21 protein-coding genes are annotated in these 23557 nt (G+C 60.7%); 10 read left to right on the forward strand and 11 right to left on the reverse strand.

Translation table 11 applies throughout. From position 1 onward, the window contains the following. Positions 1–13: 13 nt before the first annotated feature. From ACLBW8_RS25295 to ACLBW8_RS25305, 3 genes are read right to left on the reverse strand one after another with little or no spacing between them, the layout of a single operon-like run. The gene (locus ACLBW8_RS25295; RefSeq protein ID WP_447806574.1) at positions 14–2110 is read right to left on the reverse strand and encodes an HlyD family efflux transporter periplasmic adaptor subunit; all 2097 of its coding nucleotides are present in this window, start codon (positions 2108–2110) and stop codon (positions 14–16) included. Next, positions 2110–3429, reverse strand: a complete 1320-nt coding sequence (locus tag ACLBW8_RS25300) for an efflux RND transporter periplasmic adaptor subunit (RefSeq protein ID WP_447806575.1) — start codon at positions 3427–3429, stop codon at positions 2110–2112. Before ACLBW8_RS25300 ends, ACLBW8_RS25295 begins: the two co-directional genes overlap by 1 nt. Continuing rightward, a complete protein-coding gene (locus ACLBW8_RS25305) occupies positions 3426–4199 on the reverse strand; it encodes an efflux RND transporter periplasmic adaptor subunit (RefSeq protein ID WP_447806576.1) in 774 nt (257 codons plus the stop codon). Before ACLBW8_RS25305 ends, ACLBW8_RS25300 begins: the two co-directional genes overlap by 4 nt. Positions 4200–4363: 164 nt before the next feature. On the opposite strand from ACLBW8_RS25305, the gene ACLBW8_RS25310 reads away from it, so the two are divergent. Next, the gene (locus ACLBW8_RS25310; protein WP_447806577.1) at positions 4364–6520 is read left to right on the forward strand and encodes an outer membrane assembly lipoprotein YfiO; all 2157 of its coding nucleotides are present in this window, start codon (positions 4364–4366) and stop codon (positions 6518–6520) included. Then, a complete protein-coding gene (locus ACLBW8_RS25315) occupies positions 6517–7221 on the forward strand; it encodes a DUF3142 domain-containing protein (RefSeq protein WP_447806578.1) in 705 nt (234 codons plus the stop codon). The genes ACLBW8_RS25310 and ACLBW8_RS25315 overlap by 4 nt, the downstream gene beginning before the upstream one ends. 391 nt (positions 7222–7612) lie before the next feature. On the opposite strand, the gene ACLBW8_RS25320 is transcribed toward ACLBW8_RS25315, so the two are convergent. Then, a complete protein-coding gene (locus tag ACLBW8_RS25320; protein WP_064451995.1) occupies positions 7613–8170 on the reverse strand; it encodes an NADPH-dependent FMN reductase in 558 nt (185 codons plus the stop codon). A gap of 228 nt (positions 8171–8398) precedes the next feature. Here ACLBW8_RS25320 and ACLBW8_RS25325 point away from each other — a divergent pair, with 228 nt between their 5' ends. Continuing rightward, positions 8399–8635, forward strand: a complete 237-nt coding sequence (locus ACLBW8_RS25325) for a hypothetical protein (RefSeq protein ID WP_447806579.1) — start codon at positions 8399–8401, stop codon at positions 8633–8635. A gap of 60 nt (positions 8636–8695) precedes the next feature. Here ACLBW8_RS25325 and ACLBW8_RS25330 read toward each other — a convergent pair whose 3' ends face one another. Together ACLBW8_RS25330 and gspG are read right to left on the reverse strand one after the other, a co-directional pair. Next, a complete protein-coding gene (locus tag ACLBW8_RS25330) occupies positions 8696–9040 on the reverse strand; it encodes a hypothetical protein (RefSeq protein WP_447806580.1) in 345 nt (114 codons plus the stop codon). Positions 9041–9143: 103 nt separating this feature from the next. After that, positions 9144–9590 carry a type II secretion system major pseudopilin GspG gene (gspG, locus tag ACLBW8_RS25335; protein WP_447806581.1) on the reverse strand — a complete coding sequence of 149 codons (447 nt, stop codon included), beginning with the start codon at positions 9588–9590 and terminating at the stop codon, positions 9144–9146. Positions 9591–9744: 154 nt separating this feature from the next. On the opposite strand from gspG, the gene ACLBW8_RS25340 reads away from it, so the two are divergent. Beyond that, positions 9745–10638, forward strand: coding sequence for a LysR substrate-binding domain-containing protein (locus tag ACLBW8_RS25340; RefSeq protein WP_447806582.1), 894 nt, complete (start codon positions 9745–9747; stop codon positions 10636–10638). Here the strand turns inward: ACLBW8_RS25340 and ACLBW8_RS25345 are convergent. The 3 genes from ACLBW8_RS25345 to dnaQ form a co-directional block, all read right to left on the reverse strand. Further along, positions 10635–11216, reverse strand: coding sequence for a GNAT family N-acetyltransferase (locus ACLBW8_RS25345; RefSeq protein ID WP_447806583.1), 582 nt, complete (start codon positions 11214–11216; stop codon positions 10635–10637). The genes ACLBW8_RS25340 and ACLBW8_RS25345 overlap by 4 nt on opposite strands. Before the next feature lie 8 nt (positions 11217–11224). Then, positions 11225–13480: an Orn/Lys/Arg family decarboxylase gene (locus ACLBW8_RS25350; RefSeq protein WP_447806584.1), complete on the reverse strand. Its 2256-nt coding sequence runs from the start codon at positions 13478–13480 to the stop codon at positions 11225–11227. A gap of 203 nt (positions 13481–13683) precedes the next feature. Continuing rightward, entirely contained in the window at positions 13684–14424 is a 741-nt protein-coding gene (gene dnaQ / locus ACLBW8_RS25355; protein WP_167353727.1) for a DNA polymerase III subunit epsilon, read from the reverse strand. A gap of 199 nt (positions 14425–14623) precedes the next feature. On the opposite strand from dnaQ, the gene ACLBW8_RS25360 reads away from it, so the two are divergent. Continuing rightward, on the forward strand, positions 14624–14932 hold the full coding sequence (locus ACLBW8_RS25360) for a DUF2388 domain-containing protein (RefSeq protein WP_221294499.1): 309 nt from the start codon (positions 14624–14626) through the stop codon (positions 14930–14932). A gap of 3 nt (positions 14933–14935) precedes the next feature. On the opposite strand, the gene rnhA is transcribed toward ACLBW8_RS25360, so the two are convergent. Continuing rightward, a complete protein-coding gene (gene rnhA / locus ACLBW8_RS25365; protein ID WP_003207474.1) occupies positions 14936–15388 on the reverse strand; it encodes a ribonuclease HI in 453 nt (150 codons plus the stop codon). An 86-nt stretch (positions 15389–15474) separates the two neighbouring features. Next, the gene (locus tag ACLBW8_RS25370) at positions 15475–16233 is read right to left on the reverse strand and encodes a class I SAM-dependent methyltransferase (protein ID WP_064451987.1); all 759 of its coding nucleotides are present in this window, start codon (positions 16231–16233) and stop codon (positions 15475–15477) included. Positions 16234–16298: 65 nt separating this feature from the next. Here ACLBW8_RS25370 and gloB point away from each other — a divergent pair, with 65 nt between their 5' ends. The 5 genes from gloB to ACLBW8_RS25395 all read left to right on the forward strand — a co-directional run bounded on the left by gloB (position 16299) and on the right by ACLBW8_RS25395 (position 23557). After that, on the forward strand, positions 16299–17066 hold the full coding sequence (gene gloB, locus ACLBW8_RS25375) for a hydroxyacylglutathione hydrolase (RefSeq protein ID WP_221294497.1): 768 nt from the start codon (positions 16299–16301) through the stop codon (positions 17064–17066). Between the two features lie 98 nt (positions 17067–17164). After that, positions 17165–18577, forward strand: a complete 1413-nt coding sequence (locus tag ACLBW8_RS25380) for a transglycosylase SLT domain-containing protein (RefSeq protein ID WP_064451985.1) — start codon at positions 17165–17167, stop codon at positions 18575–18577. Between the two features lie 241 nt (positions 18578–18818). Continuing rightward, positions 18819–20648 carry an extracellular solute-binding protein gene (locus tag ACLBW8_RS25385; protein WP_064451984.1) on the forward strand — a complete coding sequence of 610 codons (1830 nt, stop codon included), beginning with the start codon at positions 18819–18821 and terminating at the stop codon, positions 20646–20648. After that, entirely contained in the window at positions 20645–22483 is a 1839-nt protein-coding gene (locus tag ACLBW8_RS25390; RefSeq protein ID WP_447806585.1) for an extracellular solute-binding protein, read from the forward strand. Before ACLBW8_RS25385 ends, ACLBW8_RS25390 begins: the two co-directional genes overlap by 4 nt. Continuing rightward, positions 22484–23557 carry a microcin C ABC transporter permease YejB gene (locus ACLBW8_RS25395; protein WP_064451982.1) on the forward strand — a complete coding sequence of 358 codons (1074 nt, stop codon included), beginning with the start codon at positions 22484–22486 and terminating at the stop codon, positions 23555–23557.

Here is a 23557-nt window from a genome sequence, read left to right on the forward strand (position 1 = left end):
CGTTCAACTCCTGTCAGAACCCGCTTTCCCTCACACCCAACGCGGCGGCGCGTCGCCAGGCCACGCCCAGCAACGACTCACTGCGGCCTTGCAACACCACCACACCGCGCAACGGCTGATGGGGCGTATCGATCGGTTGCTGGCTTTTCAAGCGCGCCCCGTACTGGGCCTGTAACGGCTGCGGGCGTTGATTTTCATCGCGGCGCACGGCAATCGGCCCGTGGTGGTCGGACGTCAGTGCCTCTTGATCCAGATAGGCCACACCGTTAGCGTCGATGTCGGTCAACTCCACCGGGATCGCCGCGTGCATGGGGTCATCGGCGATAAAGCGCCCGGTCGCGCCCGGCGCCACCCGCCACAGTTCGGCTTCTGCCAGGTAACCACGCAGCCGCGCGCCCTCTTCCACCACTTGCGCCAACGGGTCTTTGGGCGACAGCCAGCGGCCCACGCTCAATTGCGGCAGTAAATCGCGTACCGTGCCGGCGTGAGGCGCACGTAACAGCAGGCGCTCGCGCTGCGCGGCCAAACCTCGGTATTCGGCCAAGGCCTGGGACAGGCGCTGATCATTGATCCCGGCGTCCGCCGCTGTTTCGCTGCGCCCGGCCTGGCGGCGCATCTGCAGCTGCAGGATGTCCACTTCACGGCGCACGATGCTTTGCCGCGCATCCAGGTCCGGTGATTCCAGCTCAATCAGCACCTGGCCTTGGGTCACCACCTGCCCGTCCACCACAGCCAAGGCCTTGACCCGCGCCGCCACCGGCGCATGCAGCGCACTGGAGCGCCCGGCCTCAAGCATGGCCGGCAACTCCACGGCGCTGCGCCACGGCAGCAACAGCGCCAGCACGATCAGCAGCAGGGCCAGGCCGCTGAGCAGCACGCGGGGAGCATGGGCCTGGGTGCGGCGGCTCCACCACTCGCGCCACTCCTTGAAAATCGGCAGGAAGATGAACCACACCAGCTCAACCAGCATCAGGAAGATCCCGAGCAGCTTGAAGAACAGGTGATACACCGCCAGGGCGATCCCCAAAAACAGCGCCGCCCGCCACAACCACGCCAGGTAGCCCCAGCCCAGCAGTCGCCGTTGCATCTTCGGTGACCACGGCTCCGGCGCCGGTTCGCCATAGCCGAACAACAGCTCACGCAGGCGCCAGCGGCACAGCGCAAAGGCACGGCCTTGCAAGTTATCGACACCCCACAAATCACTGATCAAAAAGTAACCATCAAAGCGCATAAAGGGGTTGAGGTTGATTGCCAGCGTGGTCAGCCACGTGGCACTGGCCAGCATGAACGCCGCCGTGCGCACCGGGCCATCGGGCAGCAGCGACCAGGCCAGCAAGGCAATGCACGCCAGCAGCAACTCGGCCATCACCCCACCGGCGCCGATCATTAAACGTGCGCGGCGATCATTGACCCGCCAGGCATCACTCACGTCGGTGTAGAACATCGGCAGCAACACCATGAACGCCACACCCATGCTCTGCACCCGGCAGCCAGCGCGCTTGGCCATAAAGGCATGGCCGAACTCATGGCACAGCTTGGCAAAGAACAGCGCCACGCCAAACGCCAGGGCGCCGCCGAGGCTGAACAGGTGCGGGAAGGTCGCCAGAAAACGCTGCCAGTCGCGCGCTACCAAAAACACGCCCAGCACCAGGATGATCGGCAGGCCGTAACGCAACAGCCCCGGCCCGAAACGCGCCAGCCAAGGCCACGCACGGTTGAGAAACGCGTCCGGACGCCACAGCGGAATACGGAAAAACAGATACTGATGCAGCAACACCTGCCACAGGCTGTGCTTTTGCGCGGCGGCTTTGTAGAGGTAACTGGCGCGCTGCTGCGGGTCGAGGGCGGCGATCAAGTCATGGGCGCGCAGAAAACTCAGCAGCTCCTCCACTTCGCTGCCGCCCAACGGCAAACCCGGCTCACGGTTGGCCGCCTGCAGGACTTTTTCCGGATCGCCCAGGGACCAGTGGCGCAGCAGGCGAATGGCGGTCGCGCCGAGTTTGAAATAGCGCCCGCGTACCGGGTCGGCCAGGGTCCAGCGCGGCGAGCCGTCCAGGGCCGCGCCGGCACTGGACAGTTGCAGGTCTTCACGCAGTTTGGGCAGGCTCATCAGAGGCCAACGCTCTGGCGCAGGCCCGCCAGCGGCCTGCGTAACAAATACAGGGCCAGCGGCGCACGATCACCATAGATTTTTGCCGTGCCGCGCAGGCCGATGCGCGGCGGCGCTTGATCAAACTGCGCATCGAGTCGATAAGCAAGCTGGCCGCCTGGCGTGGGCTGCGCTTCATACGCCGCTCGTTGCAGGGTCGCCAGATGGCGTTGCAACGGGTCGCTGTCGAGGAACAGCGCCACTGGGGCGTTGGGCGCCAGAGCAATCGCGTCACCCACGGCCAGCTCGATACGCAGCTCGGCTTGAGCCGGGTCGGCGATCTGCAACAGGCGTTCGCCGGTTTGCACGGGTTTGCCGGTCCAGCGTTCGGCGTCGGCAAACACTGCGATGCCGTCGCGCTCGGCGCGCACCTCGCTGCGTTTGAGCAGTTCGCGGGCGTAGTCGCGTTCGGCGCGTTTTTGCTCGACCCGGGCCGCCAGCAGGTCGATGCGCGAGCTTGATTCGGCATCGGCAAACGCTCGCTGGGAATTGGCCTTGAGCTCAGCCTTCGCCACGCCCAGGGCGCGCGCCGCCACATCCGCCTGGGCGGTGAGCGTGGTGCTTTCGAAACGCAGCAGCAGGTCGCCAGTTTTCACCGCCTGGTTGGGTTTGACCAGAAACTCGGCGATCACCCCATCCAGTGGCGCCGCCACCACTTGCCCGGCCAACGGCACCACTTCGGCAGGCGCCAGCACCGATTGGCGCACGGGAATCAGCAGCATCAACAGCAAGGCGACCACCACCAGCACCTGGCGTTTGCGCGTGAGGCGCAACCGCCACGGCTGACGCGGTTGCAGCGCGTGCCAGGCGTGGCTGTAGGTATCGCCCAATTGCGCCAGCAACACCTGCTCGGCCGGGTTCCACGGCGTATCTCGCGCCAACCACAAGCCGCCGAACACACGGCCATGGGGATCGATCAACGGCAGCCAGAACACATGCCCGGCGGACAGACTTTGCCAGTCGGCCTGCACCGCGCCGCTCAATTGTTCGGCGGGTACGACACGTGCGGTCTGGCCCAGCGCCTGCTTGTGCAACTGCGCCACTGCTTGCTCGACGAAAGCCACAAACGGCGCGTTCGGGTCGACGCTGCTCACCGCCGTCACAGCCTGTATCTTGCCGGCGATCAATAGCGCGGCATGGCGATAACCGAATAGAGGCTGTCCGTCATTGACCAAGCTGTAGGCCAGTTGCTCGGTAGTGCGTGCGGCGCGGGTCTGGCGTTCCAGCTCCAGAAATTGCGCGAACACCCGCTCGATGTGCCCCGGCATCGGTGCGTTCATTGCAGTTGCGCAAAGTGAGCGGTGCCGCTCATACCAGCCATCAAGCCAGTGGCGCTGGGCAAGGTGGCGACCAGCAGCAGGGTTTGGCTGCCCTCGTCGATTCGGGCGCCAAGGCGTTTGACGGTGGCGCTGAACGCCTGGCCGGTTTCGTCCGGGGTGAAGTCGAAGGTCTGGCCGGGCTTGAGTTTGCCCATCCAGCGCGACGGTACAAGCAAGTGGATTTCAAGGCTGTGGTTGTCGACGATTTCCAGCAGCGGCGCCCCAGCCGACACGCTTTCATAGCGCTGCACCTTGCGTTGCACCACTTGGCCGTCAAACGGCGCCAGCACGCTGCAGCGTTTAACCTGCACCTGGTAGACCTGGGACTGGGCCTGGGTTTCGGTGAGCTTGGCTTCGGCGCGCGCCACTTCAAACCGGCCGACCGAATTGAGCGCCGCCAATTGTTTGTTGTGGGCCAACTCTTCACTGGCGCCACGGCTGGCAGCCTGGGCGGCATTCAGTTGGGCCTGGTAAGCCGAACAATCGAAACGCGCCAGGGTGTCACCTTTCTTGAACGACTCGCCCTCGCTGAACGGCAGTTCGACGATACGCCCGGACAACTCGCTGGCCAGCATCGCCTGGTCGCGGGCCCGCAACACGCCGCGTGCTTCACTGCCGTTGCCGGCGGTAACCTCGAGTGGGTGATCCAACAGCGGATCGTCCGCCATCGCCAGTTGCGCTACGCCAATCAGACACGAAATCCCTAACACCCAGCTACGCAACTGCACCATACGTTTACCACTCCCTGACGATGCCCGCAGTCTAGGGCAGCAAGATCAAATTGCCACTACCTCACAGCCGACAAATCTGAATTTATTGTAGGGCGCTGCCGACGTATTTGCAGGTGTGCGTTATTATTGCGACCTTCCAAGGACTCAGGATCAAGGACTCGCTCATGCGCATCGGTTTTCTGTCACCTCTGGCCCTGGCATTGCTCGCCGGCCTTTCATCCCAAGCCCAGGCCAGCGGCGATGACTCGTGTTACCCCGATTGGCGGGTCTCGCGCGACAGCCTTGAAGGGTGCAGCAACCTGCCCTTCCTGAGCCCGGGCAATGACAGCCGGGTCAACCTGCGCCTGTTGCTGGCAGACAAACAAGTCGCGCCACTGACGCCGAATGCACTGAGCGAAACCGACCTTGAGGAAGGCTTCGGCCCGGTGCCGTTCCCGGTGTATCGCCTCACCCCGATGACCGACGCCGCCGTCGAAAAACCTGACGCTGCGCCCACGCCCAGCAAACTCGATGAGCTGCTCGCACCGCTGGGCATTCAGCGTGAAAACGACAAAGCGGCGGGTGACGCGTTCCTGACCGGCGAAGGCAGTCGCTGCCGCAGCAACGACGAAAGCAGCGCCACGGCGTTTATCAGCCAAGTGGTCAACGCCGATCTGCCTGAAGCGGAACGCCGGCTGTTGGTCACAGGCCGTCTGAGTCTGCTGGGCGCCTGTACCTGGGAGGGTGCAAGCCTGGGTGACCCGGAGCAAATCCAGTCAGCCGCAGGCCGCGAGCTGCGCACGTACCTTCAAGCCGCTGGCGATTTTTACAGCGGCCGTTTTGGCGACGCGCAACGCGGCTTTGTCGCCGCCGCCACCGGCAGCCTGCCCTGGGTCAAGGAAACGGCGCTCTACATGATCGCCCGTACCGAGTTGAACCAGGCCCAGGAAAACGCCTTCGACGAATACGGCATGCCGCAATTGGAGCATGTGGATAAGTCCGTGTTGGCCGATGCGGATACCGGCTTCAACCTGTACCTGAAAACTTATCCACAGGGCGAATACGCTGCTTCCGCCCAAGGCCTGTTGCGCCGAGTGCATTGGCTGGCGGGCGATACCGACAAGCTGGCGAATGACCTGGCCGCGCAATTGAGCACCGAGCAGCGCAACGTGTCGTTGGACGACCTGGTGCAGGAAACCGACAACAAGCTGCTGAGCGCCATCAACAAACCTGCGGCCAACCCGCTGATGCTGGCCCTCAACGACTTGATGTGGATGCGTGCCGGTAACCCGCCCAAACTGACCCGCGAAGCATTGGCCGCACAGAAGCCGATCTTCGCCGAGGAGCCAGCGCTATACGACTACGTGCAAGCGGCGTTTGCGCTGTACGTCGAGCATCAACCCGACAACACCTTGAAACTGCTGCCTCAGGACGTACCCGCCAACCTCGGCTACTTGGCTTTCAGCCAGCAGACCCTGCGCGGCCTGGCCCTGGAAGCCAAGAATGACTGGAAAGGCGCCGAAGCCCTGTGGCTGAAACTGTTGCCTCTGGCCAAGCAGCCCTTGCAGCGCGATCAGTTGGAACTGGCCCTGGCGATGAATTACGAGCGCAGCGGGCAACTGGCCAACGTGTTCGCGACCGACTCGCCAATCAGCTTCAAACAGGTGCGCTACATCTTGCTGCGCAACATCGCAGGCCAGGATTTGCTGCGCCAGCAGATCACCCAGGCCAGTGACCCGGCCGAGCGTGAAACCGCGCAGTTTGTGTTGCTGTACAAAGACCTGATGCGCGGCCAGTACGCCACGTTCGCCGAAGACCTCAAACAACTGCCGACCCCGGTGCCAGAGAACAAGCTCGGCACCAGCCTGGGTTATGTCTACACCGACGGTCGATCGCTGCGGTTGTTCCAGTGGAGCGGCGATAAAGCGGAATCCGGCTACACCTGCCCGAGCATTGCGCAAATCGCGAGCGCCCTGCAGGCCGATCCGAAAAACCCCAAGGGCCTGAATTGCCTGGGTGAGTTCATCCTGCGCAACAATCTGGACGGCATGCCGCTGGACCAGGCGCGCGCCGCCGGCAGCCTGGGCAGCACGGCCTCGCTGTTCAAAGGCGAAACCTTCTCGCGACTCGACGGCTACCGGCAGGTCATCGCCAACCCCAAGGCGCCGCATAACGACAAGGCCTACGCGCTGTTCCGTGCGATCAACTGCTATGCGCGGGCCGGCTATAACAACTGCGGCGGTGTAGATGTCGACAAGTCCGTGCGCAAAGATTGGTTCCGCCAGCTGAAAACCGGGTTTGCCGACACTGAGTGGGCCGAGTCCCTGAAGTATTACTGGTGAAACACCTGTGGCTAGGCTTGCTGTTGCTGGCAAGCCCGGCCTTTGGCGCTGTTGACGCCCGCGACTATGACGCCTTCTGGCTGTGGAGCGGCGTCACGCCGCAGCCGGTACTCAAACAGGCAAAAACCCTGTACATCCTCCAGGGCCAAATCAACTCCACCCGCCGCGCGCCCCAGCTTGGCGTGCAGTTTATCGCCCAAGGCATCAGCGTCCCGCGCATCACCCAAGGCGACGTCTGGGTGGTGTACCGCGCCCACACCCTGCACTGGCCGGAACAGGTCTACACCCAGCTGCTCGGCCAGGTGCAACGCTGGCGCGAGGCGGGCAACCCGGTGGTCGGCATCCAGATTGATTTCGACGCCCGTACCCAATACCTGAACGAATACACACGCTTCCTGCGCGACCTGCGCCAGCGCCTGCCCGCCGACCTGCTTCTCAGCATCACCGGCCTGATGGACTGGGGCAGCAACGCCGACCCGACCGCCATCGCCCAGCTCAAGGGCGTGGTGGATGAGGTGGTGGTGCAGACCTATCAAGGGCGCCACAGCATCCCGGATTACGCGGCGTATTTGCCCCGGATGAACCGGCTGGGGCTGCCGTTCAAGGTCGGGTTGATTCAGGGTGGCGTGTGGGAAGAGCCGGGGTATTTGAAGGGCAGTGAGTGGTTTCGCGGGTATGTGGTGTTTTTGCAAAACCCGTGATCACGCAGTACTCCCTGTGGGAGTAGGCTTGCCCGCGATAGCCATAGGTATCCACACATCTTTTTTTACGGGTTGAGTGCTCTGCTGTTGATCTGCTGTTGATCTTGATCTGACAGGCCCCGTTAACCACGATGGCCAAATGCAGGCTTGAATCCGTGGGTAACCCGGCAGGACGCCGGGTTAGCCGCACTGGGCCAAGGATGGCCCATTGCGGCGGCCCACGGATTCAAGCCGGAGTGAGGGCATGCCGAGCCCAGGCGAGGCACCAAGTGGTGGGGCAAAGCGTTTTTTGGTTACTTTTTTAGGCGCTTTGTAAAAAAGTGACCCGCCGTAAGGGCGGAACCCTAAGCCGCCGTTACCGCAGCAACGGATATGTACTCAACCAACCCGATCAGCCCGACTGCTTCTCAACCCATTTCCCATAAGCATCAATAAACGCCTGCAAGAACGGCTTGGTCTTCTCCGACACCTTACCCGCCTCATCAAACACACTGCCCGCCCCACCCAGGTACGCTTCCGGCTGCTGCATGCACGGCACATCGAGGAACACCAGGGACTGGCGCAGATGATGGTTGGCACCAAAGCCTCCAATCGCCCCCGGCGACACACTGATGATCGCCCCAGGCTTGCCGCTGTAGACGCTTTGCCCGTACGGTCGCGAACCAACGTCGATGGCATTCTTCAACGGCGCAGGCACGGAACGGTTGTATTCCGGGGTCACGAACAGCACCGCGTCGGATGAACGTACCTGCTGACGGAAAGTACTGTAGGCTGCGGGCGGTGATGCCCCGTCGATGTCCTCGTTGTAGAGCGGCAAATCGCCAATTTCAACAATGTTCAATTTGAGATTGGCAGGGGCCAGTTCGGCCAACGCCAGGGCGACCTTGCGGTTGATCGACTCTTTTCTCAAGCTGCCGACCAGGACGGCAATCGTGTAGACCTTGCTCATTGAGGTTTTCCCGACGTCTGACTAAAGGAGCTTGTAGTTATAGAGTCTTCGCGACGGGTTCACCAGAAGGTTTTGATAATCCCCAAGACGTTTGACTCGCCGTAGCTCGCGTAGGAAGCGCCTGAAAACATCAACGAATAGTATTTTTTTTCCATAGGTAAACTACCCCGCTCCATGACGGTCTACAGAACCGCAAATCGAGTGTTTATCTCCAGAGGTTCTAAACAGATGGCTGCAGTACTTGTCGGACAGTTCCATGCCAGAGACGCGGAAGGACGCGTGTATTCGGTGCATGAGTTCCAGGAATCCAACCCGGTGCAAGGCGACCCGGCTGGCTCGGCGCCCACCACTACTTACAAGCTGGCCATTGGCGATCGTGTAGAGAAACTGGACGGCGAAGAATTCAGATTGATCCAGTCGGGGACCGTTATCACCCGCGAATCGCCAACGGTTCTCGCTTCATAAGATCCCGCCTTTTCGACCTGCTCAGTCCTGGCCATTGATGGCGTTGACTGGGCTGGGTGATCAGGGTCGGCGTATCTCCGTCACCTCGACGCCCTGCTCACCATCCATTTGCCTGAGCGTCACCATCAATTGCCCCCGCTCCCCTTCGACGGCATACAGCGATCGCTTGTAGCCCGACGTGCCGTAACCGGGATAGGCGACCACCTGCCTGACCAATGCAATTTCCAGCACCGCGCCCACCTGCTCGCCCACCTGTTCCTGGGAACGGATAAACGCCTCAAGGGCGAGATTTTCCGGCGTGTGTTCATCGTGATTATTGAAGAGATAAGCAGCCACGCCCCCAACGGTCACCAGGACCAGAAGTTGCTTGGCCGTTACCCCGAGGAATATCGAGGGTTTAGACATGTGAGACCGGACCTGTTTTTGTTTTAAGTGCCGAGTAACCGGCATTGGTCGTTGATGATCAGATGCGCCATTCTAATCAGGTCGATGGGTAATGCCAGATGAATCAGTTGTCGCCGTAGGTAATATCCCTGTTCTCCCCGACACCGCCCAGCGTGCGGTCCTTGCCAAACGAGAACAGGTCGAACGGCGTTTTGGATTGAGTGGGCGGATAGTGGTACTGATAGGCAATGCCCCAAGGGTCGGCCAGCAGGTCTTCGCTCACATAAGGCCCCTTCCATTTCGCCTCGCCGTCGGGTGCTGTGGTCAGTGCCTCCAAGCCTTCTTCATCAGTGGGGTAACGGCCAATGTCTTGATGGAACTGCTCGAGCGCCTTCCCCAGTTCGGCCACCTGGGCTTTCGCCGTGGCAATTTCCGTTATGGTTACCTCACCGAGTAAACGTGGCCCTACCGCAAAGGCCAGCAAGCCAATGATGATCAACACCACCAGCACCGCCCAACGCGTAAAGCCACGCTGGCCGGGGATCTTTTCGATTGTGATACGTCCTGGCATTGTGAGGCTCCCCATTGTTCCTCGGCTGATACGTTCTTATATGACCTGATCGTTGCAGTTGTATACACGCTAACGGTAGCCGACACCCGGCCATGCTCGTGCTCTTTTTTCCCCAGCCATTGAAACCCCACCGCACTGAACATAGACTCCGGCGATGCGTTTACGTCATATCGAAGTGATTCAGGCCATCTTGCAGACCGGACACCTCGGCACGGCCGCCGAATGGTTGCAACTCCCCGTGGGCGATGTGGAGGCAACGCTCAAGGATGCCGAGCTCCAATTGGGTTTCATGCTATTTGCCAGTGTGCGCGGGCGTTTGCAAGCGACGCGAGAGACCTTGGAGCTGCAGGCACAAATCGCCCCTCTCTATGAAGCACTGGAACCGGTACAACGCCTGGCCAGCCGCTTGAAACACCATCACGCGCCGACCCTGCGTGCCCTGTGCACCCAGCCCCTGGCCAATCAACTGTTACCGCAAAGCATCGCCGTACTGCGCCGGCGCTTCCAGGACACGCCGTGCAACCTGTCGAGCCAGCCAACCCGGGAGATTGTCAGGAGCCTGCTGCTGCACGAAGCCGATGTCGGCCTGAGCCTGCAGGACCCGCAACACCCGCAAATCCACAGCACCGTACTGGCCCAAGGCAAGCTGCAATTGCTCGCGCCCCATGGCTGGCTGAAACCCAAGCAAAAGTACATTGCGCTGCAGGACCTGGCCGGGCAGTCGTTGATCGGGCTTGAAGGGCATGACCCGCTCAGCCGTCAGTTGGACGCCAAACTGCAAGCCCTGCGCCCGCTGCCAGTGGTGCAAACGCGTGTGCAGACCTACCAGATGATGCGCAGCATGGTGGAAGCCGGCGAAGGCCTGGCGATTGTCGATCCGTTCACCGCCTTTGGCGCTCCAGAGGCTGGGCTGGATGCGTGCCCGGTGTCGCCGCCGATCATGGTTAATCTGTACGCGCTGACCCTCAAAGAGGGCGTGACGTCACCCGCGCTGAATGCGTTGCTGGAGATTGTCACGCAAAAGGCAGAAAGCCTGTTGGCAAGCTAAGCCTGTTCGAGTTCCATCTTGAACAACCGATACCAGAAAATCGCCACTTCGCGGGTTTGCGGATCAATCCCGCGATAACGCAGTTGATCAATCCCGCCCATCACATACCCGCAACGCTCATACAGGCGGCAGGCGCCGAGGTTGTTGTTCTGGGTTTCGAGCATCATGCCCGGCAGGTTTTTCTTGCGCGCCCAGAACTGCGCCACATCCAGCAGCGCCTTGGCCACACCATGCCGCCGCGCAGGCAAGGCCACCGCCAGTTCGTCAACGTGGGCAAAACCGTTCCAGTTGGTGCTGACCACGACATGCCCTACCGCACGGTCATCCAGGTAAGCCATAAAAATCGCGCTGTCGGGTGCGTCGCGAAAACTGGCGAACTCTTCCGGGTCGATGCCATAACACTTGCGGTACGGCAGGATGCGCTCCACGGCCCATTGGTCGACACGCCTGCCCATTTCCGGCACACCATAGCCGCTGACCTCAAAGCTGAAATCATTGCCCCACACGTAGGCATCAAAACCTTCGTCGGCGACCCGAACACTGAGCCCTGGATACTTCGGGTTCATTACAGCTTGCATAAACATTCTTAACCCTTGATGCAATCGACGGTGTAACAACGGCCATTGCCGTCATCTTCGTGTTGCAACCCATGAACATCCGCGACAAAACCGGGGAAACTGCTATCGAACGTGCGGGCAAACGCCAGGTAGTCGATGATCGACCGCGTCGCCTCGGTAAAGCGCTCGCCCGGCATGATCAACGGAATGCCCGGCGGATAAGGCACCAGCATCACGGCTGCGATGCGCCCTGACAAGGCATCAATGGAAACAGCTTCGACTTCACCCCGCACCAACTGATCGTAGGCGTCGGCGGGTTTCATCGCAATTTCCGGTAATACCGTGTACATGCGCTTGAGGTGCCTGGCCGTGGCATTGCTGCGGTAACAACTGTGCAATTGATCGCACAGGTCGCGCAAGCCCAGGCCTTGATAACGCGCCGGCCCCTGTTTAAACACCGATGGCAAACAACTGGCCAAGCTGACGTTAGCGTCGTAGTTGCGCTTGAACTCCAGCAACTCGGTGAGCAAGGTACTCCATTTGCCTTTAGTGATACCCATGGAAAACAACACGAGGAAAGAATATAGCCCGGTCTTCTCCACCACCAACCCACGCTCCCAGAGGAATTTGCTGACGACCGCCGCGGGAATTCCGCGTTCGCTCAAGGCACCTCCGGCGCTCAGGCCGGGCATCACCAGCGTCACTTTGATCGGGTCCAGCAACACGTAGTCTTCGGCCACATCCCCAAAGCCATGCCAGTCATCCTGAGGGTGCAACAGCCAATCCGCAGTGGCCACCCGGTCGATACCGGCCACCGAAGGCGGTTGCCAGATCGAAAACCACCAGTCCTCGGCGGCGATATGTTGGCGCAGGTTGGCCAGTGCGCGCCGGAAGCTCAGGGCCTCGTCGAACATCTCCTGCAACAGCGAACGCCCGGCCGGGCCTTCCATCATCGCCGACGCTACGTCCAGCGAGGCGATGATGCTGTATTGCGGCGAGGTGGAGATGTGCATCATGAACGCTTCATTGAAACGGTCGCGGTCCAGTTGGCGCGCGCCGCCGTCCTGCACATGGATCATTGAAGCCTGGCTGAAGGCCGCCAGCAGTTTGTGCGTCGAGTGCGTGGTAAATACCAGCGGGCTGTCCGGGGTGCGCGAGGTGCCCATGCCATAACGACCGGCGAAAAACTCGTGGAAGGCCGCGTAGGCGTACCAGGCCTCGTCAAAGTGCAAGACCTCGACACTGTTGCCCAATTGCTGCTTGATCAGCTCGGCGTTGTAGCACAGGCCGTCATAGGTGGAGTTGGTGACCACCGCCATCTTTACTTTCGGCGACCGGCCACGGGTCAACGGGCTGGCGTCGATTTTGGCCCGGATCGACTCGGGGCTGAATTCGCTCAAGGGGATCGGGCCGATAATCCCCAGTTCGTTGCGCTCCGGGCACAGGTACAACGGGATCGCGCCGGTCATGATGATCGAATGCAACACCGACTTGTGGCAGTTGCGATCCACCAGCACCAAGTCGTCGCGACCGACCATGGAATGCCAGACGATCTTGTTGGCCGTCGAGGTTCCGTTGATCACAAAGAACGTGTGATCGGCGCCGAAGTTACGCGCGGCGCGGGCTTCGGCTTCCGCCAGCGGGCCTGTGTGATCGAGCAGTGAGCCCAATTCGGGCACGGACACGGACAGGTCCGACCGCAGGGTATTTTCCCCAAAGAACTGATGAAACGCCTGCCCGACGGGGCTTTTGCGGTAAGCCACACCGCCGCCATGGCCGGGTGTGTGCCAGGAGTAATTGGAATCGGCAGTGTGCTGCACCAATGCTTTGAAGAACGGCGGTAACAAGCCATCCAGGTAAGTGCGTGCGGCGCGCGCGACTTGCCGGGCAAGAAACGGCACGGTGTCTTCGAACAGATAAAGAATCCCGCGCAACTGGTTAAGCTCGCTCATGGCATCGGCCGGCGCATTCTCCAGGGTGACCTGCTCGCCCAGAGCAAAGATCGGCAGGTTGGGCGCCCTCACCCGCGCCAGGCGAATTAACTCGACCATGTTTTGCAGCAAGTGGGTATTTTCCCCAGCCCCTTCGGCGGCGATCAACATGCATGCCAGGCCGTGATGGGTAGAAGCCACCAGCCGGCCTTCGGCGTAGTCGACGGCAGAGAAGATGCTGAAGCCCTCTTGTTCCAGCTCGCGGGCGATGCCTCGAACCCGATCACCGGCAACGGTGTCGGCCTTGATGTCGCGATGTACGATAAGAACAGGGAACTTCAGGTCTTTGTACATGAGCGCTTGTAGTCCTGAGGGCTATGCATTCAGGGTAGAAGCTGGGAGCGGATGACGCGAATGAAGATTTTTCCGGCGATGGAGATCAACTGTGGAAGCGGGCTTGCTCGCGAATCCGGTGTATCAGCCAGCACATTCATCAACTGACCTACCACTATCGCAGGCAAGCCAGCTCCCACATTTTTCAACCGCGTTGAATCAGGCTATTGCTGGGTCAGTTGCGTCCACAACGCCGGCGCACCGGCCGACTTGGCAATCGCCTCCAACCGCGCCGCATGCTCAGCCAGATCCTGCTCGCTGGCGCGGATGATGGGGGTCGGCTTGCGATCCGCCGGCAAACGGCGAATTTCCGAAGGACGATTGCCCGACCCCTCCGCCGAACCCGTGCCATCGGAGGCATTACCGGCCAGGGACAGGCTGGTTTGCCCGCCGGTCATGGTCAGGTAAACGTCGGCGAGAATCTCGGAGTCGAGCAAGGCGCCGTGGAGTTCACGGCCGGAGTTGTCGACGCCATAGCGCTTGCACAAGGCATCCAGGCTGTTGCGCTGGCCTGGGTGACGCTCACGGGCCATCATCAAGGTGTCGAGGATCGAGCAGTGCTGGGAGATATCCGCACGATCGCTCTGCCCCATCAGGGCAAATTCGTTATTGATGAAACCGACGTCGAACGCTGCGTTATGGATGATCAGCTGGGCGCCATTGATAAATTCGAAAAACTCGTCGGCCACTTCAGCGAAGCGCGGCTTGCCTTTGAGGAATTCGTCGGTGATGCCGTGGACGCCGATCGCGCCCTCGTCACTGTCCCGGTCCGGCTGCAGGTAGACGTGAAAGTGACGGCCGGTAAGGCGCCGCCCCATCAGCTCGACACAGCCGATTTCGATGATCCGGTGGCCATCGGTCACCGGCATGCCGGTGGTTTCGGTATCGAGTACAACAGATCGGATGGCCATCAGGGTTCAGCTCTCAACGGTGGTGTATTTCAAGGGGCGGGATATTAGCACGTCACGCATTACGCAGCCCAAGACTGGCCCAAGGCGCTTGATCCACGACAGTTTTTAACACTCTTTAGCAAAGCTGCAGCAGTTTGCCCTGGGCGCCCTTGCTAGCCTGCGCACCCCACTCGAATGCGGACTGCGCTGAGCCATGAACCTGTCAAAAACCCTGTGTGCCCTGCTGCTGGCAGGCAGCGCCTGCACGGCGCACGCCACCAGTTTCGTGATGACGACCGACTTCCTGGTCAGCCTGTCCATGAGTGCCACCAAGGGCACCAGTTCTTCCTTCAAGGATGACAAGATTGTTCAGGCTGCCAGGGAGGACGCCGAATCGTTTGTGGCCAGCGATGGCCAGATCCGTGGCGTGCGCCTGGAGTCGGCGCTGATGCATATCCGAGAGCGTTTGCCGGAGCAAACCTTCAGCGACATGCAGCTGGCACAGGCTATCGCCGTACTTTAAACCTCAGCTCTGCTTGTAACCCCGGACTTCATCCACGCCACGGTTGGCCAGTTGGTCGGCGCGTTCGTTGCCAGGATGGCCGATGTGCCCGCGCACCCATTTCCAGGTGATGTTGTGGCGGTTGCATTGCTCATCGAGCAGCTGCCACAGGTCGGCATTTTTTACCGGCTCCTTGGCCGCCGTTTTCCAGCCGCGCTTTTTCCAGTTGACCATCCACTCGTTGATGCCCTTCATCACGTATTGCGAGTCGGTCACCAGCAGCACGTCACACCGGCGCTTGAGCTCTTCCAGGCCACGAATGGCACCCATCAGCTCCATGCGGTTGTTGGTGGTATTGGCTTCGCCGCCCCACAGTTCCTTCTCCACGCCCTTGCACACCAGCAACGCGCCCCAACCGCCGGGGCCGGGGTTGCCCTTGCAGGCGCCATCGGTGAAGAGTTCTACGGTATCGGTCATCGGTTGCATCCATCAAAACGGGCTGGCGGTAATCGACCGACAGTATCCCGAGGCCGAAAGATTCGGCCGGTAATCAAAAAGGGAGTTTACGGTTCGCTCTGCTTGCGATTGACCTTGGCCATCGGCATCGGCACCAATTTGCCCATGGGCTGGCGTAGCACCTGACGCACCGGCCGCAGCCCGACCACAATCTTGCGCGCCACCAATAAATAGAAGCCGCCGCCCGACAGCTGCCACGCACCCGCCCGGCGTTCCCAGCCGGCCAGACGGCCTTGCCACTTGGCTGACGCAAGCGGCGGACGATAGCACCCGAAGCGGCGTTTCTCCAGCGCAAAGCCCAGCAGGTTCAGCCAGTCGCCTACCCGTGACGGCGCGATGCAGCGCGCCTGGCGCAGGCCGTCATGGGCGAACACATGGCGCAGGCCCCAGCTGCTCCAGGGGTTGATGCCGATAATCAGCAAATGGCCACCCGGGCGCACACTGCTCGCGGCTTCGCGCAGCAAACCGTGGGGCGACAGGCAAAAATCCAGGCCATGCTGCAACACCACCACATCGGCGGCATGCTCGCTCAACGGCCAGGCCTGTTCCTCGCAGACAATCTCCACCCCCGGCAACGGCGCGCCCAGGCGCACATTGCGTTGCACCTGCGGCGCGGCAGGCGGCGTCTGGGCTGACGGGCCGTAATGCACCAGGTAACCACCAAAGAACCGACCCAACTCGTCTTCGAGCATGCGCCGTTCTTCATCCAGCAGAAATTGCCCGATCGGCCCGGACAGCCATTCACGGGCCGCGCTGATCAGGGCCAGCCACTCAGGATCGGCCTGGGCGAACGCTTTATCAGTCATTGCATTCTCCAACTCGCCTAGACGTTCTAAGATGCACCAATGTGTTCAGCTTGGCGAATCGAAGAATGATACAGATCAGTGCCCTCCCCGCGTTCACCGACAACTACATCTGGTTGTTACAAGACCCGCACACCCTACGCTGCGCCGTGGTCGACCCCGGCGATGCCGCGCCGGTGCTGGCCTGGCTCAAGCAGAACCCGCAGTGGACCCTCAGCGACATCCTGATCACCCACCATCACCACGATCATGTCGGCGGCGTCGAGCAACTGAAAAATGTGACAGGCGCCAAGGTCTACGGCCCCGCGAGCGAAAATATCCCGGCGCGGGACGTGGCCTTGACGGATAACGACCGCGTCACGGCGCTGGGCTGGGACTTCGACATTTATAGCGTGCCGGGGCACACCCTGGGCCATATCGCCTTTTACCATCAGGGCGTGCTGTTTTGTGGTGACACCCTGTTTGCCGCCGGTTGCGGCCGCCTGTTCGAAGGCACGCCGGAACAAATGCACACCTCACTGCAACGCCTGGCCGCTCTCCCCGACGACACCCTGGTGTACTGCACCCACGAGTACACACAAAGCAACCTCAAATTTGCCCAGGCCGTGGAACCGAACAATCCCGATATCGCCGAACGCGTGGAAACCGTCAAGCAGTTGCGGGACCGTGGCGAGATGACGCTGCCGTCCAATCTGGCCCTGGAAAAACGCACTAACCCTTTTCTACGTACCGCCGAAACATCCGTTAAACAAAAAGCGGACGAACGGAACGGTCGTGACAACCGCTCTGGGGCCGAGGTGTTTGCTAGCTTGAGGGCATGGAAAGATAAGTTCTAACAGGATGCAATCTGATACGGAATTTCTGAATGGTTGACCGGAACCAAAGCGCTTTCTAGAATCGCCCGACATTTTTGCCCGGAACTTACTTCCAGCCAATGTCGTCATCTATTCGTAAATCCATCTCTTCAGACGCATTGACCCGCCTGGCTCAAGCCGTGGCGGTGGCTGTGTCCGCGACTCTGGCGGGCTGCCAATCGACAAATTTCGCTGCACAATCCACCGTGCAACCCAAACCCAATCTTGCCGCCAAGATCAAGCAAAAACCTATTTGGCTCTCAGAGAAGCCCAGCCCCGAAGTACCCCAGGATGTCTGGGAACGCATGCGACGGGGCTTTCAATTGCAGGACGGCCTGGGCGTCAACCCGCGCATCGAGCAACAGCGTTTGTGGTTCGCCAGTAACCCTTCCTTCCTGGAGAACGCCGGAGAACGCGGCAGCCTCTACATTCATTACATCGTCGAACGCCTTGAAGAACGCAACATGCCCCTGGAGCTGGCCCTGCTGCCAGTGATTGAAAGTGCCTACAACCCAATGGCCTATTCGCGCAGCGATGCGGTCGGTCTGTGGCAGTTCATTCCCTCCACCGGGCGCTACTTCAACCTGCGCCAGACCCGTGCCTACGACGGCCGCCGCGATATAACTGCCTCCACCACCGCCGCCCTGGACTATCTGACACGTCTGCACGACATGTTCAACGGCGACTGGTTGCTGGCCCTGGCGGCGTACAACGCCGGTGAAGGCACGGTCAGCCGGGCCATCGAGCGCAACGAAAAACTCGGCCTGCCTACCGACTACTGGAACCTGCCCCTGCCCCAGGAAACCAAGGACTACGTGCCCAAGTTCCTGGCGCTGTCCCAGGTGGTACTGGCCCCCGAGGCCTACGGCGTCAACCTGAACCCGATTGCCAACACGCCCTACTTCGAAGTGGTTGAAGTCAAGCAAAGCATGGACCTGTCCCGGGTCGCCGCGCTGGCTGAGATCGACGAAGACGAACTGTTCCAGCTCAACCCGGCCTTGAAACAACGCACCACCCTCGACGGCCCCCAGCATTTGCTCGTACCGAGCTCCAAGGCGCAACTGCTTACCAGCACCCTTTCGACGATGAAGCCGGAAGAATTGCTGGCGATGCGCCCGAAAAAGCAGGTGTTCGACGAAGTTGAGACCACGCGGGTTGCCGGGCGCACTCGCAACTACAAAGTGCGCACGGGCGACAACCTCACGCTGATCGCCAAGGCGAACAAGGTTGATGTGCATGACCTGCAGCGCTGGAACAAGCTCAATGGGCAGGCCCTCAAGGTCGGCCAGACCCTGGTGATGCAGGACACGCGCAAGCTGGTGGCCAAGGCTGACAGCAAGAAGCCAGTGCAATACAAGGTCAAGAAAGGCGACTCGCTGTACATCGTCGCCAAGCGCTTCAACGTTGAGATGCAACATCTCAAGCGCTGGAACCCGCGTACTGGCCAGGCGCTGAAGCCGGGGCAGATGCTGGTGGTTTCCGGGCCGCGCTAAGGCAAACTCGATGCATGGGCAGGCTTGTGTGGGAGCTGGCTTGCCTGCGATGCAAACACCTCGGTGTATCAGTGACACCGAGCCGATGCTATCGCAGGCAAGCCAGCTCCCACATTTGATTGACCCCAGGCTCAAGACCTTGCCAGCCCTCGGTCAGCCTCTGAAACAACCTTTTTCCAACCGGAACAAGCTGTTACTGTACCGATCATAAAGCCCAAGCCGCCTGGATCGGATCTCTGACTTGAAGCGTCCCCTCCTTCTACTAATAAGTCTGGCCTTGAGCTTTGCTGCGAACGCGACGATTACCGAGAGCCACGGTTATACGCAGTTCGGCGTGCTCAAGTACCCGGCCAAATTCACCCACTTCGATTGGGTAAACCCTGCAGCGCCAAAAGGCGGGACATTGCGGGTCATGGCATTTGGCACGTTCGACACCCTCAACCCTTACACCTTCAAGGGCTCAAGCCCGGTTTCCACCCCCAACTTCCTGCAATACGGCGTCAATGAGCTGAACGAGCCGCTGATGGTCGGCACCGGCCAATACGCGCCGTCCGGCGACGAACCGACCTCCAGCTACGGGCTGATTGCCCAGTCGGTGGAATACAGCGAAGACCGCAGTTGGGTGGTGTTCAACCTGCGCCCGGAAGCGCGCTTCCACGATGGCAAACCCATCACAGCCTATGACGTGGCATTTTCCTATCGCACGCTATTGACCGAAGGCCACCCGCAGTACCGCACCAACCTTCAAGAGGTGGCGCGGGTCGACATCCTCAACCGTCATCGCATCCGTTTCGTGTTCAAGCGCGCCGGCAACCCATTGCTGATCCTGCGCCTGGGCGAGTTGCCAGTATTGCCCCAGCATTACTGGAAGAACCGCGATTTCAAGGCCACCACGTTCGAACCACCGCTGGGCAGCGGGCCGTATCGCATCACCAAAGTCACCCCTGGCCGGCAACTGGTGTTCGAGCGGGTCAAGGATTACTGGGGCAAAGACCTGCCGGTCAACCAGGGTTTCTACAATTACGACAAGGTCGAGGTGGAGTTCTACCGCGACAGCGACGTGGCCTTTGAAGCCTTCAAGGCCGGCGAGTTCGACATCTACATCGAACACCAGGCCAAGAACTGGGCCACAGGCTATAACTTCCCGGCGGTCAACCGAGGCGATGTGATCAAGGCGCAAATTGCCCACCAGATCCCGACCCAGAGCCAGGGCCTGTTCATGAACACCCGACGCCCGACCTTCGCCCAGGCCAAGGTGCGCGAGGCGCTGGGGCTGATGTTCGACTTTGAGTGGACCAACCGTACCCTGTTCAGCAGCGCCTACAAACGCTCCGTGAGCTACTATCCCAACAGCGAATTTTCCGCGACCGGCGTGCCGGTGGGTCACGAGTGGCTGATGCTTTCGCCGTACCGTGACCAGTTGCCGGCCAACCTGTTTACACAAGCCTTTAGTCTGCCGCAGACCGACGGTCGTGGCATTCCGCGCGACACCCTGCGCCGCGCCCTGGCCCTGCTCGGCGAGGCCGGCTGGAAACTGTCGGGCCAGCGCCTGCTGGACAGCAAAGGGCAGCCGCTGCGCTTGGAAATCCTGCTGGTGAACCCGAACCTGGAACGCATCCTGCAGCCGTATGTCGAGAACCTGATCAGCATCGGCATCGACGCACGCTTGCGTACCGTTGACCGGGCGCAATACAAGCAGCGCCTCGATCAGTTCGACTTCGACATGGTCCTGGTCACCCTCAACCAGACCTTGAGCCCCGGCCTTGAACAGTGGCAGTACTTCCACTCCAGCCAGGCGGCGATCAAGGGCAGCAAGAACTACGCAGGCATCGCCAACCCGGTGGTGGACCACCTGCTGGACCAACTGCTCGCGGCGCAGACCCGCGAAGAACAATTGGCCGCCGGCCGCGCCTTGGACCGGGTGCTGCTGTGGCAGCACTACAGTATCCCCAACTGGTACCTCAACTATCATCGCCTGGCGTACCGCAACCGGTTCGCCTTTGTCACCACGCCGCCCTACAGCCTGGGCCTGAGCGCATGGTGGCTGAAAGCTTCGGAGAAAGCCCAATGATGTCTTTGCGCAACGCATTGCTCACCAGTCTGTTGCTGTGCTCCGCGGCCAACGCCGCGCCGCAACATGCGTTGACCCTTTACAACGAACCCCCCAAGTACCCCGCCGACTTTAAACATTTCGACTACGTAAACCCCGACGCCCCCAAGGGCGGTACCTTCCGCGAGTCGGCCATGGGCGGCTTCGACAGCCTTAACCCCTACATCAGCAAGGGCGTGCCGGCGGACAACCTGCCGCTGATCTACGACACCCTGGCCATGCAAAGCCTGGACGAGCCCATCACTGAATACGGGCTGGTGGCCGGAAAGATCGAAAAGGCACCGGACAACAGTTGGGTACGCTTCTACCTGCGCCCCGAAGCGCGCTTTAACGATGGTCACCCGATCCGCGCCGAAGACGTGGTGTTCACCTTCCAGGCGCTGATCAAAGACGGCTCGCCGCTCTACCGCACCTATTACGCCGACGTCGACGAAGTGGTGGCCGAAGACCCGCTGCGCGTGCTGTTCAAGTTCAAGCGCACCAATAACCGCGAATTGCCGCTGATCCTTGGGCAACTGCCGGTATTACCCAAACATTGGTGGGCGACCCGCGACTTTGCCAAGGGCAACCTGGAAATACCGCTCGGCAGCGGGCCGTACAAAGTCGCCGAGGTCAAGCCCGGACGCATGGTGCGCTACGAGCGCGTCAAGGACTACTGGGCCAAGGACTTGCCGATGACCCAGGGTTTCTACAACTTCGACACCCGTATTACTGACTATTACCGTGACGGCACCGTAGCCCTGGAAGCCTTGAAGGCCGGGCAGTTCGACTACTGGCTGGAATTCAGCGCGAAGAACTGGGCTAATGCCTACAACATTCCGGCCGTTGCCCAGGGGCGACTGATCAAGGAAGAAATCCCCAACGGCAACCCCACCGGCATGCAGGGTTTTGTGTTCAACACGCGCAAACCGATGTTCCAGGATGTGCGGGTACGCAAAGCCATCAGCCTGTTGCTGGATTTCGAGTGGAGCAATAAACAGCTGTTCAATGGCGCCTACACCCGCACCCGCAGCTACTTCGAGAACTCGGAAATGGCCGCTACCGGCTTGCCCGGCCCGGATGAAACGGCAATCCTGGCACCGTTCCGCGACAAGCTCCCCGCCGAAGTCTTTACCCAGGCCTTTGAGCCTGCCAAAACCGACGGCAGCGGCATGATCCGCAACCAGCAGCGCGAGGCTTACCAGTTGTTGCAAGAGGCCGGCTGGAAGATCGTCGACGACAAGATGGTCGACACCACCGGCAAACCCGTGAATATCGAGTTCCTGCTGGCCCAGACCGACTTCGAACGGGTACTGCTGCCGTTCAAGCGCAACCTGGCCGACCTTGGCATCAACCTGGTGATTCGCCGCGTCGACGTTTCGCAGTACATCAACCGCCTGCGTTCGCGGGACTTCGACATGCTGGTAGGCAGCTTCCCGCAATCGACATCACCGGGTAACGAACAGCGCGAATTCTGGTCGTCGTCCAGCGCCGACAAGCCCGGCAGTCGCAACTACATGGGCCTCAAGGACCCGGTCATCGACCAACTGGTGGAAGCGTTAATCGACGCCAGCTCACGCCAAAGCCTGGTGGACCACGCCAAAGCGCTGGACCGCGTGTTGCAGTTCGGCTACTACGTGATTCCCAACTGGCACATCAAGACCTACCGCGTCGCCTATTGGGACCACCTCGGCCACCCCAAGACCCCGCCACGCTACGACGTGGGCACGACCACCTGGTGGGCCAAACCCGAGGTCAAGCCGGCCGTCACCCTGGACACCCCACACAGCGCCGATCCGGCGAGCGGAGGCGATTAAATGCTGGCCTATATTGTTCGCCGCCTGTTGCTGATCATCCCCACGCTGTTCGGGATTTTGCTGATCAACTTCATCATCATCCAGGCCGCTCCCGGTGGCCCGGTGGAGCAGATGATCGCCAAGCTCGAAGGCTTTGACGGCGCCACCAGCCGCATTGCCGGGGGCGGTGCCGAGGTCTCGGTGGCCGGCTCCAGCTACCGCGGCGCCCAGGGCCTGGACCCGGCGCTGATCAAGGAAATCGAGAAGATGTACGGCTTCGACAAGTCGGCGCCGGAACGCCTGTGGATCATGGTCAAGAATTACGCACGGCTGGATTTCGGCGACAGCTTCTTTCGCGATGCCAAGGTCATCGACCTGATCAAGGAAAAGATGCCGGTGTCCATCTCCCTCGGGTTATGGAGCACGCTGATCATGTACCTGGTGTCGATCCCCCTGGGGATCGCCAAAGCCACACGACACGGCAGCCACTTCGACGTGTGGACCAGCTCGGCGATCATCGTCGGCTACGCGATCCCGGCATTCCTGTTTGCGATCCTGCTGATCGTGGTGTTTGCCGGCGGCAGTTACCTCGACTGGTTCCCCTTGCGCGGGCTCACCTCGAATAATTTTGACGAACTGAGCTGGGGCGGCAAGATCCTCGATTACTTCTGGCACCTGGCCTTGCCCGTCACCGCACTGGTGATCGGCAACTTCGCGACGATGACGCTGCTGACCAAAAACAGCTTCCTCGACGAAATCAACAAACAGTATGTGGTCACCGCCAAAGCCAAGGGCCTGACCAACCACCGTGTGCTGTACGGCCATGTGTTTCGCAACGCCATGCTGCTGGTCATCGCCGGTTTCCCTTCGGCGTTTATAGGGATTTTCTTCACCGGCTCGTTGCTGGTGGAAGTGATCTTCTCTCTCGATGGCCTGGGCCTGATGAGTTTTGAAGCCGCGATCAACCGTGACTACCCGGTGGTGTTCGGCACGCTGTTTATCTTCACCCTGCTGGGGCTGGTGGTGAAACTGATCGGTGACCTCACCTATACCTTGGTCGATCCGCGTATCGACTTTGCCAGCCGGGAGCATTGA

Source organism: Pseudomonas sp. M5A4_2d (genome assembly GCF_053345295.1).